At 52.8% G+C, this 16,160-nt stretch carries 15 protein-coding genes; 14 read left to right on the top strand and 1 reads right to left on the bottom strand.

Annotation, left to right across the window (positions count from 1 at the left end; genetic code table 11):
- The first annotated feature begins 8 nt into the window (after nt 1-8).
- The 9 genes from AC27N8_RS27075 (at nt 9) to AC27N8_RS27035 (ending at nt 10,192) form a co-directional block, all read left to right on the top strand.
- A complete protein-coding gene (locus tag AC27N8_RS27075) occupies nt 9-1,313 on the top strand; it encodes a beta-ketoacyl-[acyl-carrier-protein] synthase family protein (RefSeq protein WP_487071276.1) in 1,305 nt (434 codons plus the stop codon).
- Between the two features lies 1 nt (nt 1,314).
- Complete coding sequence (locus tag AC27N8_RS27070; protein WP_487071274.1) at nt 1,315-2,562, top strand: beta-ketoacyl-[acyl-carrier-protein] synthase family protein; 1,248 nt, start codon at nt 1,315-1,317, stop codon at nt 2,560-2,562.
- Nucleotide 2,563: 1 nt separating this feature from the next.
- Nucleotides 2,564-4,240 (top strand): FAD-dependent monooxygenase, encoded by a 1,677-nt coding sequence (locus AC27N8_RS27065; RefSeq protein WP_487071272.1) that lies wholly within the window; start codon nt 2,564-2,566, stop codon nt 4,238-4,240.
- Nucleotides 4,241-4,866: 626 nt separating this feature from the next.
- The gene (locus AC27N8_RS27060; RefSeq protein ID WP_487071270.1) at nt 4,867-5,025 is read left to right on the top strand and encodes a hypothetical protein; all 159 of its coding nucleotides are present in this window, start codon (nt 4,867-4,869) and stop codon (nt 5,023-5,025) included.
- Between the two features lie 108 nt (nt 5,026-5,133).
- Entirely contained in the window at nt 5,134-6,198 is a 1,065-nt protein-coding gene (locus AC27N8_RS27055; protein ID WP_487071268.1) for an ABC transporter substrate-binding protein, read from the top strand.
- 131 nt (nt 6,199-6,329) lie between these two features.
- A complete protein-coding gene (locus AC27N8_RS27050) occupies nt 6,330-7,874 on the top strand; it encodes a sugar ABC transporter ATP-binding protein (RefSeq protein WP_487071266.1) in 1,545 nt (514 codons plus the stop codon).
- Nucleotides 7,871-8,884, top strand: a complete 1,014-nt coding sequence (locus AC27N8_RS27045) for an ABC transporter permease (protein ID WP_487071264.1) — start codon at nt 7,871-7,873, stop codon at nt 8,882-8,884. The genes AC27N8_RS27050 and AC27N8_RS27045 overlap by 4 nt, the downstream gene beginning before the upstream one ends.
- 20 nt (nt 8,885-8,904) lie before the next feature.
- Nucleotides 8,905-9,978, top strand: coding sequence for an ABC transporter permease (locus AC27N8_RS27040; RefSeq protein ID WP_487071262.1), 1,074 nt, complete (start codon nt 8,905-8,907; stop codon nt 9,976-9,978).
- 25 nt (nt 9,979-10,003) lie between these two features.
- Nucleotides 10,004-10,192: a hypothetical protein gene (locus AC27N8_RS27035; RefSeq protein ID WP_487071260.1), complete on the top strand. Its 189-nt coding sequence runs from the start codon at nt 10,004-10,006 to the stop codon at nt 10,190-10,192.
- Nucleotides 10,193-10,515: 323 nt separating this feature from the next.
- Here the strand turns inward: AC27N8_RS27035 and AC27N8_RS27030 are convergent, their stop codons facing one another.
- Entirely contained in the window at nt 10,516-10,701 is a 186-nt protein-coding gene (locus AC27N8_RS27030) for a hypothetical protein (RefSeq protein ID WP_487071258.1), read from the bottom strand.
- A 90-nt stretch (nt 10,702-10,791) separates the two neighbouring features.
- Here AC27N8_RS27030 and AC27N8_RS27025 point away from each other — a divergent pair, with 90 nt between their 5' ends.
- From AC27N8_RS27025 to AC27N8_RS27005, 5 genes are all read left to right on the top strand, one after another.
- Nucleotides 10,792-11,802, top strand: coding sequence for a galactitol-1-phosphate 5-dehydrogenase (locus AC27N8_RS27025; RefSeq protein WP_487071256.1), 1,011 nt, complete (start codon nt 10,792-10,794; stop codon nt 11,800-11,802).
- Between the two features lie 37 nt (nt 11,803-11,839).
- Nucleotides 11,840-12,976 carry an enolase C-terminal domain-like protein gene (locus tag AC27N8_RS27020; protein WP_487071254.1) on the top strand — a complete coding sequence of 379 codons (1,137 nt, stop codon included), beginning with the start codon at nt 11,840-11,842 and terminating at the stop codon, nt 12,974-12,976.
- Between the two features lie 11 nt (nt 12,977-12,987).
- Complete coding sequence (locus tag AC27N8_RS27015) at nt 12,988-13,752, top strand: SDR family NAD(P)-dependent oxidoreductase (protein WP_487071252.1); 765 nt, start codon at nt 12,988-12,990, stop codon at nt 13,750-13,752.
- 128 nt (nt 13,753-13,880) lie between these two features.
- On the top strand, nt 13,881-14,879 hold the full coding sequence (locus AC27N8_RS27010; RefSeq protein WP_487071250.1) for a helix-turn-helix domain-containing protein: 999 nt from the start codon (nt 13,881-13,883) through the stop codon (nt 14,877-14,879).
- A 171-nt stretch (nt 14,880-15,050) separates the two neighbouring features.
- Nucleotides 15,051-16,076, top strand: coding sequence for an aldo/keto reductase (locus AC27N8_RS27005; RefSeq protein ID WP_487071248.1), 1,026 nt, complete (start codon nt 15,051-15,053; stop codon nt 16,074-16,076).
- Nucleotides 16,077-16,160: the final 84 nt, after the last annotated feature.

Here is a 16,160-nt window from a genome sequence, read left to right as displayed (position 1 = left end):
AGATGCCAATGGCTGCAATCCACGTTCAAGCATGGCGCCGTGTGGTGATTACTGGCCTGGGAGTAGTAGCTCCTAATGGCATTGGGAAAGAATCTTTCTGGCAAGCGTGCCTGGCAGGTCACTCTGGACTACAACGGATTACCCGTTTCGATGCCAGTCCCCTGCCAGCTCAGGTAGCTGGTGAGATTTCCAATTTTGATCCGCTCACCGCAGGGCTCACGACAGAAGAAGTCACACACATGGATCGGGCCGCACAATTCGCGCTAGCGGCAGCCAATCAAGCCCTGGATGACGCTCAACTCCTGAATAGCTTCGATGAGAGCGATCGCGAACTGACCGGTGTAATGATAGGTCTGGCCCTGGCCTGCCTGGAGGAAGGCGAACGACATTGGGCCATGATGACCGATCAGGGAACGCATCCGCCACAATTCTCGGCGCAAGAACAACTTCCCACCACACTCTTGATGTCTCATACGGCAGCCAGCGCGATCGCGGCCCATCACCAACTCCATGGACCCAGCCTGGTTGTCGCCACTGGCTGCTCGGCTGGTGCAGATGCCATCGGCCAGGCATTTTGGGCGATCCAGGAGGAGCGGGCCGATCTGATGCTGGCCGGTGGCACCGATGCCGCTATCAGTTATGGGGTCATGGATGCTTTTTGCGTGATCGGAGCGCTCAGCACACGCTATAACGATGAGCCAGCACGCGCCTCGCGCCCCTATGATCAGGCACGTGACGGCTTCGTGATGTCAGAAGGCGCTGGCGTACTGGTACTGGAAGAGCGCGAACATGCCCTCGCCAGAGGAGCCCATATCTATGCAGAAATCCTCGTCTTCGCCTCCAACAGCAACGCCTATCACATGACATCACTGCCGCCCGATGGCCTCCCATTACAACATCTGCTGACACAGACGCTTAATGAGGCAGAGATATCGCTACAACAGATCGATTATATCAATTCACATGGCAGCTCAACGCGTCCCAACGAGAGCGCTGAGACCGCAGCCTATAAGGCGGTCTTCGGTGAGCAAGCGTACAGGATTCCGATCAGCGCCACGAAATCATTAATCGGACATAGCCAGGGAGCAGCCAGCGCGATCGAAGCTGTGGTGACCGCTCTGGTCCTTGATAAGCAGCAGATTCCGCCCACGATTAATCAGGATCAAAACGATCCGCTTTGCGACCTGGATTATGTAGCAAATAGCGCTCGCTCTGCCACAGTCAATATCGCCTTAACCCATTCCAGCGGCTTTGGGGGCGTGAACAGTGCTCTACTCCTCGCGCGAGCAGATTGGAAGAAGGAGGATGAATAAGATGCCATCACGGCGCGTTGTGATTACTGGACTTGGCGTGGTCGCCCCTAACGGGATCGGACAGAAGGCGTTCTGGAATGCGATCAGTACAGGGCAAGTGGGTATTACACCGCTTGATTTCGAGGAGGAAAGTAAACCAATCCGGGTAGCGGGTATCGTACGCAACTTCGTCGAGATAGAGCATCTGGAACGCAAACTCATCCAGCGTACCGACCGTATGACACATTTCGCCCTCGCCGCTCTCCAGGAGGCACTCTTTGATGCTCAACTCGAACTAACCCAAGAAGATCCACAACGCGTCGGAGCCGTGATCGCCAACACCATGGGTGGTGTCAACTACGTGCTACAACAACTCCAGAATCTCTATGCGCGCGGACCTCGCTTCATGAGCGCCTATACAGCCATCGCCTGGCTCCATGTTTCCAATATCGGGCAGACAGCGATCCGCTATGGCATCCAGGGCTACTGTAAAACACCCATCAACGATACCACCGGTGGACTCGATGCGCTCGGGATGGCTTATACAGCCATTCAGCGTGGCGCAGCGGATGTCCTGCTCACCGGCGGCTGCGAAGCCTTTTTGCATCCCTTCATTCTGATGATTCTCTCAAGGCAAGGCCAATACGTCACCACAGACGATATCCATGCCTATCGACCATTCGATAGGCGCGCCAGTGGACTGATCCTGGCTGAGGGAGCAGGTATCTGCGTCGTAGAAGAATACGAGCATGCCAGGCGCCGCAACGCTCCGATCTACGGCGAGATTGTCGGCTATGGGCAGACCAATGACGCTCATGGCCTGATCGCTCCTTCATCCAATGGCACGCGCTATGCGAAAGCCATCTGCCAGACACTCCAGCAGGGGAAGATCAGTGTGCAAGATATTGCCTATATGAGCCTGGATGGTCGTGCTCTGCCACAGAGCGATCAAGGCGAGGTGAACGCGTTACAGCTAGCGTTCGGAACGCATCTTCAGGACATCCCGATCAGCGTTCCACGTACAATGTTTGGTCATAGCTATGCAGCGGCAGGCGCGATCGACACAATTACGGCGTTGCTCGCGCTCAAACATGGCATCATTCCACCCACAATCAATTGTGAAAAGCTTGATCCTGACTATCAAATACAACTGGTGCAAGACACATCCCATCAGATAAATGCCAACGGACCGGGCTCACAGGTCGCCCTGGTAGCAGGTCGCGCCACGGGAGGAATCAATAGTGTGCTGGCACTCAAGAAGGTAGAATAAAGTGCGCGTTGCAGTTATAGGAGCAGGTCCAACAGGACTCGTCGCGGCGAATCTGCTGGGGCAGGCCGGTATCGAGACGGTATTGATCGAGCGTCACGTCGGTCTGAGTAACGATCCCAAAGCGATCACCATCGACGATGAGGGGCTACGTATCTGTCAGGCGCTCGGGCTAAGCACTGAGATCCTGGCACACATGCGGCTGGCGGTAGAGGCGCATTACGTCTCGCAAAGGAAGTATCTGGTGAAAGTCGCGCCAGCGCAACAGGGTTATGGTTACCCACAGATTTCAACCTTCTATCAGCCAGAGTTCGAACGTATCCTCTATCAGGGATTGGCACGCTTCCCCTGCGTGACAGCCCGCTTTGGATACACAGTCGTAGCTATCAAGCAAGAAGAAGAAAGCGTTACAATCGATCTGCTCACAGCAGAGCAGGAGCGGCAATCGCTCAGTTGCACATACGTTCTGGCCTGTGACGGTGGTCGCAGCACGCTGCGCCGTCTGAGTGGCATCGAGCTCAAAGCGCCCGCTGCGCGCAATCTGCTTCCTATGCCAAAGCGGACGCATGCAACTCATAACCACAAACCACGCACTGAACACACACAGCGCTGGCTCGTCGTCGATAGCGTTGACGGACATGCTCACAGCGCACCAATCATCTTTTTCTGCAATCCCATGCGACCTGCCGTCTCGGTACCCGCTCCAGAGGGTCGCAGACGCTGGGAATTCTTACTCAAACCACGCGAGCGGGCAGCACAGTTGCTCCATGATGACACGATCGCTTTGCTGATCAAGCGAACGAGCGCGAGCTTGCCCGAGGGCAACCGATCATTAGAGCATGCTTATCTGGCACCCATCACGCGCAAAGCCATCTACACATTCCATGCAACCGTTGCGGAGACGTTCTCCAGTGGACGCATCTTCTTCCTCGGCGATGCCGCACACTTGATGCCTCCTTTCGGAGGTCAGGGGATGAATAGTGGTCTGCGCGACGCATATAATCTATGCTGGAAGCTCCAATTAAGGCTGCAAAAAAATATGCATCAGCAACTGCTTGCCACGTATCAGCAAGAAAGGCTTCCTCACGTCACACAAATGATCTTCTTCTCATCGATTCTGGGCACGCTGATCATGCCAACACAACATGCGCTGGCACAGATACGAGATCTTACCATCCACAGCCTCACCAGGATTGCACCTCTGCGCACACAACTCACAGAGATGAATGTCAAACCGCAACCAAAGTATCAGCGCAGCCAGTTGCTCCTCCCACACCGATTGACCACCTTGTCCGCGCAGACAGGGAAATTGCTCCCACAGCCGTATATCCAGACAAACCAGGGAGAACAGCTACGCCTCGATCAGGTCCTTGGGCAACGCTTCGCCTTACTCAAACTATATGAAAGATCGGCACCACCATGGACTCCACCACAAGCGAGCATATGGTCTCATCTGGATACACAGTTCATTACGATTCTACCAGATCAAACTTCAAATTTAGAGCCACACTCCACTACAACAACGATTATAGATAGCGAAGGCGTACTGCATCAACTCCTCCGCAACAGGCACGATGTCTTACTCCTACTGCGACCTGATCACTATATTATGGGCATCTTTCATGGATCTTCCATTAACAACATTGAGCGCCACCTTAGGGATCTATTTCTCTTTAGCTAAATTTTGTAGTGATGCTGTAATTCATGTGTAGAATAGCACATCCATTACAGCACAGCCTTTTGATACTTGCCGTTTCAACAAACAGAAAAGAGGAAAAAAAGCAGCGGATATTTCTTCGCAAGATCGCACGAACGCGCAAAAGAGTTCTTATAAGCTAACCGAAGCCCATTGTATCTGGGTATCGCGCAATAAGTGTGCGTGTTCACGCATATTTTTTGCGCGATTCTATCAAATTTATCCTTGACATTTAATTATTTTACATGTACAATAGCAATACTAAATGAAGATTGATCCTGACTGGCTATTTATAAACTATCAAGTCGTGCTTTATATTTATGATAGCTGATTTACCTCTCTATATGGTATGCTCTGGATGAAATTTCGAGACTACTCTGATATTTCTGAATACCTATGCATATTCCCGTTATAATCTGCTCTGATCAACACAATAGCGCACAATCTAGCAGCTAAATTGGCTCTACATTCTCATTTTCCCGGGCTGTTTTTCTCTCTACGCGAAACGTTCCTTGTGGCTACAAGCGACGTAAGCAGGCGATCTCATCCCTGGCGAACATCATAAAGTTGTGATGTCTCTATGAGTTAGCGCGATGATCTATAAGGAGAGCATGATGATCAATGGCGAACAATCCAGCAGCGAGACATCTAACCCCTTGACTACTCCTACGAAGATCTTTCCGGTCACCCATCAATTGAGTACCCGGAGTTCCTCGTTTCATAATAACTTTCTTCCTTTTTCGATCACTGTACTGCAATTAACGCTGTAGCTTCATCAGGAGGAACCATCGCCAGGGACCCTCAATCATACAGAGCGAGGGTCGCCAGACACAGTTGTCACGTCATTTTTTATTTTGACTAATTGAAAGGTTAATTCTATGATGCATTTTCCTTGGCCTCGTTTTAAACAGTCTGTGGTAATGAATATTGCTGCGATCACAGTTATGAGTATGACACTCATGGCGTGTGGGAACAGCAGTAATACCAGTAGCACCAGTATCCATCCGAACTGTACTCCTGGTAGCAATACCAAGTTAGTCCAGTTGACAAGCGCCCACAAGGTAGCCTGGTCACAAAATGCACTCGATGGTGCCTGGCGCTTTGCCGAAGAAGCCAGCATCGAGTCATCGGCCAAAGCTGCGGGATACACGCTGTTGAAGACAAACGCGAATAATTCAGATGTCCAACAGGTGCAGGATATCCAGAATCTGATCAATGACAAACCTGATGTCCTGCTTGTCGATCCACATACCGAAGATGCTGAAGCGAAAGCAGTCACCGACGCCCGTAAAGCATGCATTCCGGTTATCGTTGTCGACCGTGATGTCAACGAGAGTCTGGCCACACCGGGTCGCGATTTCGCCACGTTTGTTGGTTCGGACTTCCAAAAACAGGGCGCACTGGCCGCCGATGCACTGATCGAATCATTAGGTGGGCCAAGCACCAAGGCAACCATCGTCGAGCTTACCGGCACAACTGGATCATCACCCGCCATCTTGCGCGGTGGTGGCTTTGACGGAGAACTGACCTCGAAAGCTCCCGGCATTAAAATCGTCGCCGAGCAGACCGCCAATTTTGATCGTTCCACGGGTCAGCAAGTCATGTCGACCCTGATTTCACAATTTCCCACTATCAAGGGAGTCTTCGCACACAATGACGAGATGGCGATCGGTGCTATCACAGCGCTCAAAGCGGCGGGCAAAAAGCCAGGGACGGATATCAAGGTTGTCTCTATCGATGGCACAAAAGACGCCACGAATCTTGTCCTCTCCGGTGAAGAGTACGCCGTCGTCCAATCGAATCCACGCCTTGGCCCGTTAGTCTTCCAGAGCCTCGGCAAGTACATCAAGGGTGAAGATCTACCCGCCTGGGTTGTTCAACCAGATAAAGTCTTCAAAAAGGCCGATGGCTCGGCACAGGCCTATCTTCCAGACGCATTCTAGTCTTTATCCAGGCATTTGCATCGATACCTCACAGAGTCCACATAGCAGGTTGCTCTACGTCACTTCGATGGCGTAGAGCAACCTCGAAATGGTCAAAAGGGTGAGAAGCAACGATCAAAAAAGGTACATTTATGCAAGAAAATAATTTCCTCCTGGATATGGAACATATTACCAAGCGCTTCACCGGATCGGTTGCACTTTCCAATGCTTCGATCCATGTAGCTCCAGGCGAAGTTCACGCCCTCATTGGCGAGAATGGTGCGGGGAAATCAACGCTGATCAAAGTTCTAACAGGTGTCTATCGTGCTGATGAGGGCACGATTCGCTTTGATGGACGCACCCGCACATTTCAATCCCCCCAACAAGCACAGCGTGAAGGGATCAGCACTATCTATCAAGAGATCAATCTTGTCCCTTATCGTAGCGTGGCTGAAAATATTCTTTTGGGTCGTGAGATCTTCCATTGGGGGCTGCTCGATTGGCGGAAGATGCATCTTGAAGCCAACACGTTACTGAAGCAACTCCATATCTCGATTGATGTCACAAAGCCACTCAATACATACAATATCGCCACGCAACAGATGGTGGCAATTGCGCGAGCAATCTCCTTCAAGAGTAAGCTCGTCATTATGGACGAGGCAACATCTTCACTCAACGACGACGAAGTGACAACTCTCTTCAACGTCATCCGCCAGTTGAAAGCAGAAGGGGTCGCGACAATCTTCGTCAGCCATCGCCTCGACGAACTCTACTCAATCTGTGACGGCATCACCATCTTACGCGATGGCGCGACGGTCGACGAGAGACCCATCAACACGATCAGCAAGCTCGAATTGGTCGCAAAGATGCTCGGCAAAGAGATCGGGATAGTGCAACGCAGCGGTCAGACAAGCTTTGATGTCACGCGTCATAATGTGGGACAGGAATCACTACTGAATGTTACAGGTCTACGTGAAGGACGCAAGCTCCAGGATGCCAACCTCACAGTCCATGCAGGCGAGATTGTCGGTCTGGCTGGATTACTGGGCTCGGGACGCAGCGAGGTGGCTCGCGCTATCTTTGCCGCTGATACGATTGATGGCGGCACAATCACAATCGACGGCAAAGCGGTTCACTTCCGCACGCCCGAGGATGCAATCCGAGCCGGCATCGGCTTCTGCTCCGAGGATCGCAAGATCGACGGCATCATCCCAGATCTCTCCGTACGCGAAAATCTCACACTGGCGGTGCTGCCAACATTGACGCGCTATGGCATCGTCGATCGCAAGCAGCAAGCCGAAATAGTCGAGCGCTTTATCCAGCGTCTGGGCATCAAGACCGCCGGACCAGAGCAAAAGATCCGCGAACTCTCGGGAGGCAATCAACAAAAAGTGTTGCTGGCGCGTTGGCTCTGCCTGAATCCACGCCTGTTGCTCCTCGATGAACCGACGCGTGGGATCGATGTGGGAGCCAAAAGCGAGATTCAGAAGCTGGTCGAAGAGGCTGCTGTGGCCGGAATGGGTATCTTACTCATCTCCTCGGAGCTCGAAGAGATCGTCGAAGGGAGTGATCACGTGGTTGTATTGCGCGACGGTATCACGGTAGCCGAGCTTTCGCGTGAAGGTCTCACACAAGATGCTATCTTGACGGCAATGGCACACGGCCAGGTACATGCTGGCACGGGAGAAGATGCATGATTCGCTTAGACCAACGTTTGACCGCTCTCAAGTCAGGTAATCTTGTCCCACAGCAGTGGCGCACGCTTGGACAAGACTACGGAGCATTGATTGCACTTGTCGTACTTATCATCTTTAATCTCTTCTTTACCAATCAGTTCAAATCGGTCATCTCGATCACCGATCTCCTGGTACACGTGACTCCTACGCTGATCCTGAGCGTCGGCATGACATTGGTAATCGCAACCGGCGGTATCGATATCTCCGTCGGCTCGATCATGGGGCTGACCGGCATCTTAACCTATCTCATTTTCAGTGGCAAGCTGTTTGGAATCCACAATATCGTGCTGGGTACCGCCGTAGCGATCCCAATCGTCCTGGCCGTGGCGACGTTGATAGGAGCCTTCAATGGACTACTTGTGACACGCTTCAAAGTACAGCCCATCGTAGCCACCCTGATCACCCTGATCACCATTCGTGGGGTCGCAGAAGTTACCGTCAACGGCTTCCAGTTTGCCTTTTTAAGCGCCCCCATCGTGAGCTGGTTGAGTGGCAATGTCTTTGGCTTTCTACCCAAGCAGGTGATTCTGATGGCTGTGATCGTCGCTATCTTTGCCTGGCTGATGCGTGCCACCTCATTCAGTCGTTATCTCTTATCGGCGGGAGGCAATCAATCGGCGGCCCGCCTGGCTGGCGTACCTGTGACCCGTATCCTGATCATTGTCTACGCGATCAGCGGACTGCTGGCCGGAATAGCTGGCTTAACCTATATCGCCTTTGATTCCGCCGCCAATCCGGTCACCGACGGTCTGGGCAAAGAGCTCGATGCGATTGCGGCCGTCGCCGTGGGTGGCACGCCTCTGACCGGCGGACGCGCCAAGATCATGGGAACAGTGATTGGTGCAATCTTTATCCAACTTATCCGTCAAACAGTCGTCTCGCTCAACGTGCCAGATGATATTGCAAGCGTCATCATCGGTATACTCATCGTCCTGGCAGTCTTTCTCCAGCGTCAGCGCAAAGCAGCTTAACGAGTTTGGAGGCTCTACGTATGTCAAAGGTTTCACCACAGTCAGATACTGAGACGCTGGCAGATGCGCCTGAAACAACCGCGCGCTTCAGCCAGATCAAAGCATACCTTCCGCAGGCCACACAAAGGCTACGCCAGCAAGGTGCTCTGATCGCACTTATCATCGTCGTCATCTTCAGCTTCATCCGTTATGACAACTTCGATACATTTACCATCTATAGCGTCCTGAGCTTTAACGCGCAATTTGGACTGATCGCACTGGGAATGACATTTGTGATTATGACCGGCGGCATCGATCTCTCAGTCGGAGGAACGGCTGCAATCGCCAGCGTAATCGCGGCGCTCAGCAGTCCTCACGGCTTCTTCTACGCACTGATCACAGCAATCATCACAGGCACCCTGGTCGGGATCGTCAATGGAGTCGTCGTTGCCTGGATGCGCGTCCCACCATTTGTCGCCACGCTCGCAACGCTCTATATCGTACGCGGCATCGCCCTGAGACTGATCAACGACGCCGCCAGCATCAATCTTGATCAGAAGAGTGACTATACGACAGTCGCCGGGACCACCTTTGGCAATGGTATTCCTTTTACCGTTCCACTACTGATCATAGCTTTCTTGATCGGGATGCTGGTCCTGCGCTATACACGCTTCGGACGCTATGTGCTGGCCATTGGAGGCAATGCTGAAGCCGCTCAATTGATGGGTCTCCCGGTCAGACGGACAATCTTTTTTGTCTACACACTCAGCGGAGCCCTCGCAGGACTGGTAGGAGTGCTTTTAAGTATCAACTTGAACGGCGGCTCAGCGACAGAAGGCAATGGCTGGGAATTGATCGCCATCGCCGCCGTCGTCGTCGGAGGAACACTCCTGAGCGGAGGCGTCGGGTCGGTCTTTGGGACATTCGTCGGAACGCTGCTATTAGGCATGATCGTGGAGATTCTCCAACTCGAAAACAATTATACGCTGGATAATGGCGGTGGACTCTATCTCAATTCATTCTGGCAAAATGTTATTCGCGGCATCTTCCTGCTGATCGTTGTCGTCTGGCAGAGCCGCCTGCAACAGCAACAACGCAATAAACGCGTCTCGTAGTGCTCTGTCAAAACACAGAAGGACGTTGCGTGGCAAAGGAGGATGGCTCCTTGAACCAGGCGCTCAGGCTAGCCGACGTAGCGGCGCGGCAATTCGCTTGATCGCGACGTACCGCCGTGCTGTCACTTCCCGCACGAACACGTCCCATGTGCATCTGAAAGCAACGCAGACGAGACGATCCACGGTGGGAAGATCCCGCAATGGAACCCCATAGGGAGCGTGGTCGGACGAGTCACAGACAGCACGGCGGAGCCGCGCCGATGTCGCATTGAAAACGCGATCCCAATGAGGTGAGAGGCTCGCCGACGTGGCGCCGTGGTCTTGTAATTCGCTTGATCGCGACGTACCCGGCGGCCAGTTCACGTGCGAAACTGCTGAATATCAGCCCCCACATGCACAATTGCATTTCTTTTCTTTCACTATTGCGTGACAAAATTGAACAGTACGTACGTCACGAGGCCGCCGGGTACGTCGCGATCAAGCGAATTACAAGACCACGGCGCTACGTCGGCAAACGTGGATGCCTGGTTCAAGGGGTCATCCTTCTTGTCCGGGCAACGTCACGATGACCATTGACAGAGTAGTAGCGTCGCACGCTCGCGTGCGATGTTCCACTCGACGTACAATCAGACTGGTCAGCGTGATACGCCAAGCTCCTGCTGTCTCATACGAGTTACTGGGACATCGCACGCGAGCGTGCGACGCTACTTTTGGCCTTGACAATCGAGCCGGACGTCCTTATACTTTTACTAAAACGTGTAAGTAGTTTCCTCTGAGTCACGTTGGCAATGATGCCTGGGAGGTTATGAAAAGGTGAAAAGTCTTATTTGGACGGGGCCACGTCAGTTGGAGATCCAGGAGGATCAGAAGCCGGTGCCGGCGGCTGGAGAAGTATTGATCAAGGTTGCTATCGCAGGCATCTGTGGATCGGAGCTCTCTGGCTATCTGGGACAGAATAGCTTGCGCATCCCTCCTCTGATCATGGGACATGAGTTTAGTGGGACAATCGCAGATGCAGCCGATGATGTAAAAGGTTGGGAGATTGGTCAGTTGGTAACGGTTAATCCGCTGCTCTCCTGTGGACATTGCCACTATTGTCTGAGAGGGCTGAGACAGCTTTGTCCGAGCAAATCCATTGTGGGCATCCATCGGCCAGGCGGATACTCAGAATATGTGGCGGTGCCAGCAGGCGCTTGTTATCCGATCGAGAGCGAGCTCCAGGGAGCACTGGTCGAGCCGCTGGCGTGCGCTGTGCGAGCCAACGTGCAGGCACAAACGCAGCTCGATGATGTAGTGTTGGTGATGGGTGCGGGCATTATTGGTCTGATGGCTCTACGAGTCGCCAAAGAGCTAGGTGCATCCCGCTGCATCATTGTGGACACAAACGATGCTCGTCTGGAGAAATCACATCTCTGGGGGGCCACTGATACGCTCAATCCGCTGCACGACGACGTGAAAGAGCAGATCCAGAAATGGTGTCCAGACGGAGTCGATCGGGTCATCGATGCCGTTGGGCTGCCAAAGACGCGTCAGGATGGCATTGCTTCTGTCAGAGCCGGCGGACGCGTAGTCTTCATTGGACTCCATCTCGATGAGACAGCGATCCCTGGCAACGTGATTGTGCGCCAGGAGATAGAGATCGTTGGCTCGTTCTGCTATACCGATCAAGACTTCCAACGAGCACAGCATCTCCTCGAAAACAGACGTATCGTCCCGGATGAATCCTGGCTGGATATCCGTCCTCTCGCGACGGGCAAGCAGGCTTTCGACGAACAGATCGATGGTCCCGCCCTCTTCCCAAAACTACTATTACGTGTTAGTTAAACAGCAAACATCGGGCTCTTTCATAAGGAATATAACAATGAAAATCACGCAAGTGCGTTGTAAACCTTTGATCCTCAAAGAAGAGGTTATTTCGCAGCCTTCATGGTTATCGGAGACGGTGATTGCCAATCCGATGTCGATCTATCCAAAGTACGCCGCGAAACGCTCACTGTGGTCGGCCAGATTCCCGGCACTGGCGGTCATCATCGACACCGACGAAGACATCCAGGGGATCGCAGTGGCAGATGGTGGTTACGCCGTCAAGACGATCGTCGAAGAGCATTTCGCTCATCTCCTGGTTGGAGAAGATCCCTTTGACATCGAGCGTCTATGGGATCAGATGTTTCGCTCAGCGTCCCCCTATGATCGCAAAGGTCTGTCGACCATGGCGATCAGCGGTGTCGATTGCGCCCTGTGGGATATCCTGGGCAAGGCATTGAAGCAACCGGTCTATCGCCTATTGGGCGGGGCAACCAAAGATGATGTGCCTGTCTACGAGACGACAAATGATCGTGCCGATTGGGATGAAAATGAGTTCTTCGGGGTAAAGCTGGCAATGCCTTATGGGCCGGCAGATGGTCGCGCAGGCGTCTTCAAGAATCGTGATCTCGTGAAGGAATGTCGAGAGCGCATCGGCAACACGCGAGATATCATGTTGGACTGCTACATGGCCTGGGACGTCGAGTTTACCATCCGCATGATCGACGCCGTCGAGCCGTACGGTGTCCGCTGGATCGAAGAGGCCCTGCCACCAGACAACATTCGCGGCTACGAAAAGCTCGCCAATTATACGGGACCAGTTGCACTGGCAACCGGTGAACATGAATACACGCGTTGGGGACATCGTGAATTGATCAGTACAGGAGCTATCTCAGTCCTCCAGCCCGATGTGGCCTGGGTTGGTGGGATCACAGAAGCTCGGCGCATCTGCGCCATGGCCTCGGCCTGGGGCATCATCGTCGTCCCGCACGCCGGAGGACTGCAAGCAGCAGGTCAACATCTGATCAAGAGCCAGGTCAACTGTCCATTCGCCGAATGGGTGCGCACCTGGGATCGAGCGAAAGGTCGTCCGGCGGCCTCCGTGCTGGGAGTTCCCGATCCTGAACATGGTCGCCTGCGACCCAGCGAGCAACCTGGATTAGGTATTCACATCAACTATGATATTCTGGCGTAAAGAGGTGCTATATGCGCAAACTGGAGGGCCGAGTGGCAATTGTGACAGGTGGTGCTCGAGGCATTGGAGCCAACATTGTCCAGGTGCTGGCTGAACACGGCTCTGACGTAGTGATCCTGGATCAGAATATGGACGACGTCGAGATAGTAATCACAGCTGCCAGAGCACAAGGAGTGCAGGTCGAGGCGATCACTGCCGACGTCTCCTCCTCTACCGAAGTCAACAAAGCGGTAGAGGAGGTCGCAACAAAATATGGACGGATCAATATCCTTGTCAACAACGCCGGTATCTGTCCATTCCGAGACCTGCTCTCCATCACCGACGAAATCTGGAACAGAACCATCAGCATCAACCTCACCGGCATGTTTTATCTTGCCAGAGCGGTTGCTCCCATCATGATCAAGCAGAACAAAGGAGTCATCGTCAACATATCAACCGTTTCAACGCAAGTCTGTAGTCCCCATCAGATCCACTACATCGCCTCCAAAGGTGGCGTCGACGCCCTGACCAGAGCATTAGCTGTCTCGCTGGCTCCCCATCATATACGCGTCAACGCCCTGGCACCGCTCGGCGCACCGACCGCCATCAACGCCAACGTCGAAGAGCAGCAGCTGGCCTGGGCCAAAAGCGGCGTCGAACCGATCCAGCGCCACATCCCCCTCGGGCATGGCAGCACACAGGATTATGCCAATGGCGTTCTTTATCTCGTCTCCGATGAATCATCGTTCGTCACAGGCATCGTCCTACCCGTTGACGGCGGTGCCCTCATCGTCTGATACTCGAGGAGGTTTCCCGTAGCTTCTAAATGCAGCATCCTCATAATCAGTATCCCCACTTCACTTGGCCTCTTTCTGCTTGCACGGTAAACCTCCTACTATGCTATACTTGAAGTAAAGGAGACTGATTGGATAATAAAAACATGACTACCGAAGGACCCATGGTTCCCCAGATTGCGTCAATGCATCACCTGGAGCAAGCTAGCAATAACCCGCCGATCCTATCCAGTATAGAAGCCGGGTGGGAAAATATAGCGGTAAGCACCGACTTTCTGCCTTTCGAGCATGGGCAAGCGAATATGCCCACGATCCCAGACATTCATCTGGTGCTGGTCGAACAAGGAACTCTGTACCTGGAAAGCAGAGATGCAGATGGCATGCTGGAGAAAGTACATGCCCGCCCAGGTGACCTGTTCTTGACTCCTGGTAGCTCCGTCTCCTATGATGTCTCCTGGCATAACCTCTCCACCGAACCGATTCAGTCGCTGCAAGTGCACCTGAATGCGGAGCTATTCGCACGAACCACTGCACAAATGATGCAGGATGATCAGGCCCATCTGAAACTTCCGGCCCTTTCTGGTTTCCGGGACCCGCTCTTGACACAGATCGCCCTTGCTCTCCCTCGAGCACTGGAACAGGCCGCACCCACTGGACGACTCTATGCCGATTCTGCGGCTCAGATGCTTACGGCTCATCTTCTCAGTCATTATCTGGCGGCCAGGGCACCTCTTCAGATCCAGGATAGCACACAGGGCCTGACTCGTCGGCAAATCACGCAACTCACCGACTATATCCTGGCGCACCTTCATACTTCGCTCGCGCTGGAAACATTAGCTCAAGAGGTGGGTCTGAGCGCGTATCATTTTGCCCATCTCTTTCGCAAAAGCACAGGCGAGACGCCCCATCAATTTGTAATACGCACACGACTTGAGACCGCCCAACAGTTCCTCAAAGAGACTGATTGGCCCCTCTCGCAGATAGCATTCTCAGTTGGCTTTCAGAGCCAGAGTCACTTTACCCACGCCTTCAAAGAACGCCTGGGAGAAACGCCACTCAGATATCGACAAATCCACGGAAAAAGTATCTCCTTTCCCCATTTTTCGACAAAAATTGACGCAAGAAAGTGAAAGACTCTCCAATTACTCCTCTCGTATCATACAAGTAGAGCATGGGAACGGTGGCAACAATCTTTGTGAGGTTCTTCCTGGCGAAAAGTCTCTCTTGTGAGCTTGCTCCTGCTCCCTAAAAAGTTGATGCCTTGAAGCAATCATTTAAAGCAATCAGAAGAGGAGCTTTCAATGCCTTTAGACACATATGTTACATTCAAAACATCTGGCTTGCGCGTAAGCCCGTTTGCCCTTGGAACGATGACGTTTGGAGAAGATTGGGGTTGGGGAAGCAGCGTGGCCGATGCCGAGGCTATTCTTGCCCGCTATCTTGAACTTGGCGGCAATTTCATCGATACCGCAAACATCTATACCGATGGTCATTCAGAAAAGATCATTGGTGACTTCATCACCAAGAATCACGTACGCCGAGATCGTCTCGTTGTGGCGACCAAATTCTTCTTCAACCTCTATCGGGAAGATCCAAATGGTGGAGGAGCAAGCCGCAAAGCCATCATCGAGCAGTGCGAACAGTCGCTCAGGCGCTTACAGACCGACTATATCGACCTGTACTGGCTCCATAATTGGGATCAATTGACTCCTATCGAAGAGACAATGCGCACCCTTAATGATCTTGTGACCGCAGGAAAAATCCGCTCTATCGGTTTCTCCGACGTCCCTGCCTGGAAAGTCGCGCAGGCTCAAACCATCGCACACTTTCGGGGATGGACACCGCTTGTTGCCATGCAGCTCGAATACTCTTTGCGACAACGAACCGTTGAGGGTGAACTGATTCCAATGGCTCAAGAATTTGGCCTGGCAGTGACTCCGTGGAGTCCCTTGAATAACGGAGTATTGACAGGAAAATACACACGCGAAAACGCCGGGACGGTCAAAGGAGATCGCAATGTAGGAATGCCCACTCTGACACAGAAAGACTATGAGCTCATCGAGGCCTTAGGCGAAATTGCTCACGAATTAGATACAACGAGTGCGGCAGTAGCTCTGGCATGGGTGCAAGGGCGTCCTGGTGTCACCTCAACCATCATTGGAGCTCGTACACTCAAGCAACTTGAAGAGAATCTGGCTGCACTCGATGTACAACTTGCACCCGCACACGTTGCCCGGCTCGATGAGCTAACAGAGCCGACTCTCGACTTTCCGAGCCGGATTGTCAGAGCATATTCTCCTACCAGAAACGTCCCATCTTGGAGATGATATGGTTAAGCTAACGCCACTACGTCAGCGGGCATATGCTTCTGGGACGGAAAGATTTCTCACTTTCTCTGAAAGGTACTGAAC

It is taken from the genome of Dictyobacter sp. Z7_2 (genome assembly GCF_057551105.1).
Note: the sequence above shows the minus strand (reverse complement) of the source record. Positions and strands in the feature narration are given on the sequence as shown.

Coding starts and splice junctions, on each gene's coding strand:
- AC27N8_RS27075 (WP_487071276.1), top strand. CDS start 9: ATGGCTGCAATCCACGTTCAAGCATGGCGCCGTGTGGTGATTACTGGC.
- AC27N8_RS27070 (WP_487071274.1), top strand. CDS start 1,315: ATGCCATCACGGCGCGTTGTGATTACTGGACTTGGCGTGGTCGCCCCT.
- AC27N8_RS27060 (WP_487071270.1), top strand. CDS start 4,867: ATGATGATCAATGGCGAACAATCCAGCAGCGAGACATCTAACCCCTTG.
- AC27N8_RS27055 (WP_487071268.1), top strand. CDS start 5,134: ATGATGCATTTTCCTTGGCCTCGTTTTAAACAGTCTGTGGTAATGAAT.
- AC27N8_RS27050 (WP_487071266.1), top strand. CDS start 6,330: ATGCAAGAAAATAATTTCCTCCTGGATATGGAACATATTACCAAGCGC.
- AC27N8_RS27045 (WP_487071264.1), top strand. CDS start 7,871: ATGATTCGCTTAGACCAACGTTTGACCGCTCTCAAGTCAGGTAATCTT.
- AC27N8_RS27040 (WP_487071262.1), top strand. CDS start 8,905: ATGTCAAAGGTTTCACCACAGTCAGATACTGAGACGCTGGCAGATGCG.
- AC27N8_RS27020 (WP_487071254.1), top strand. CDS start 11,840: ATGAAAATCACGCAAGTGCGTTGTAAACCTTTGATCCTCAAAGAAGAG.
- AC27N8_RS27015 (WP_487071252.1), top strand. CDS start 12,988: ATGCGCAAACTGGAGGGCCGAGTGGCAATTGTGACAGGTGGTGCTCGA.
- AC27N8_RS27005 (WP_487071248.1), top strand. CDS start 15,051: ATGCCTTTAGACACATATGTTACATTCAAAACATCTGGCTTGCGCGTA.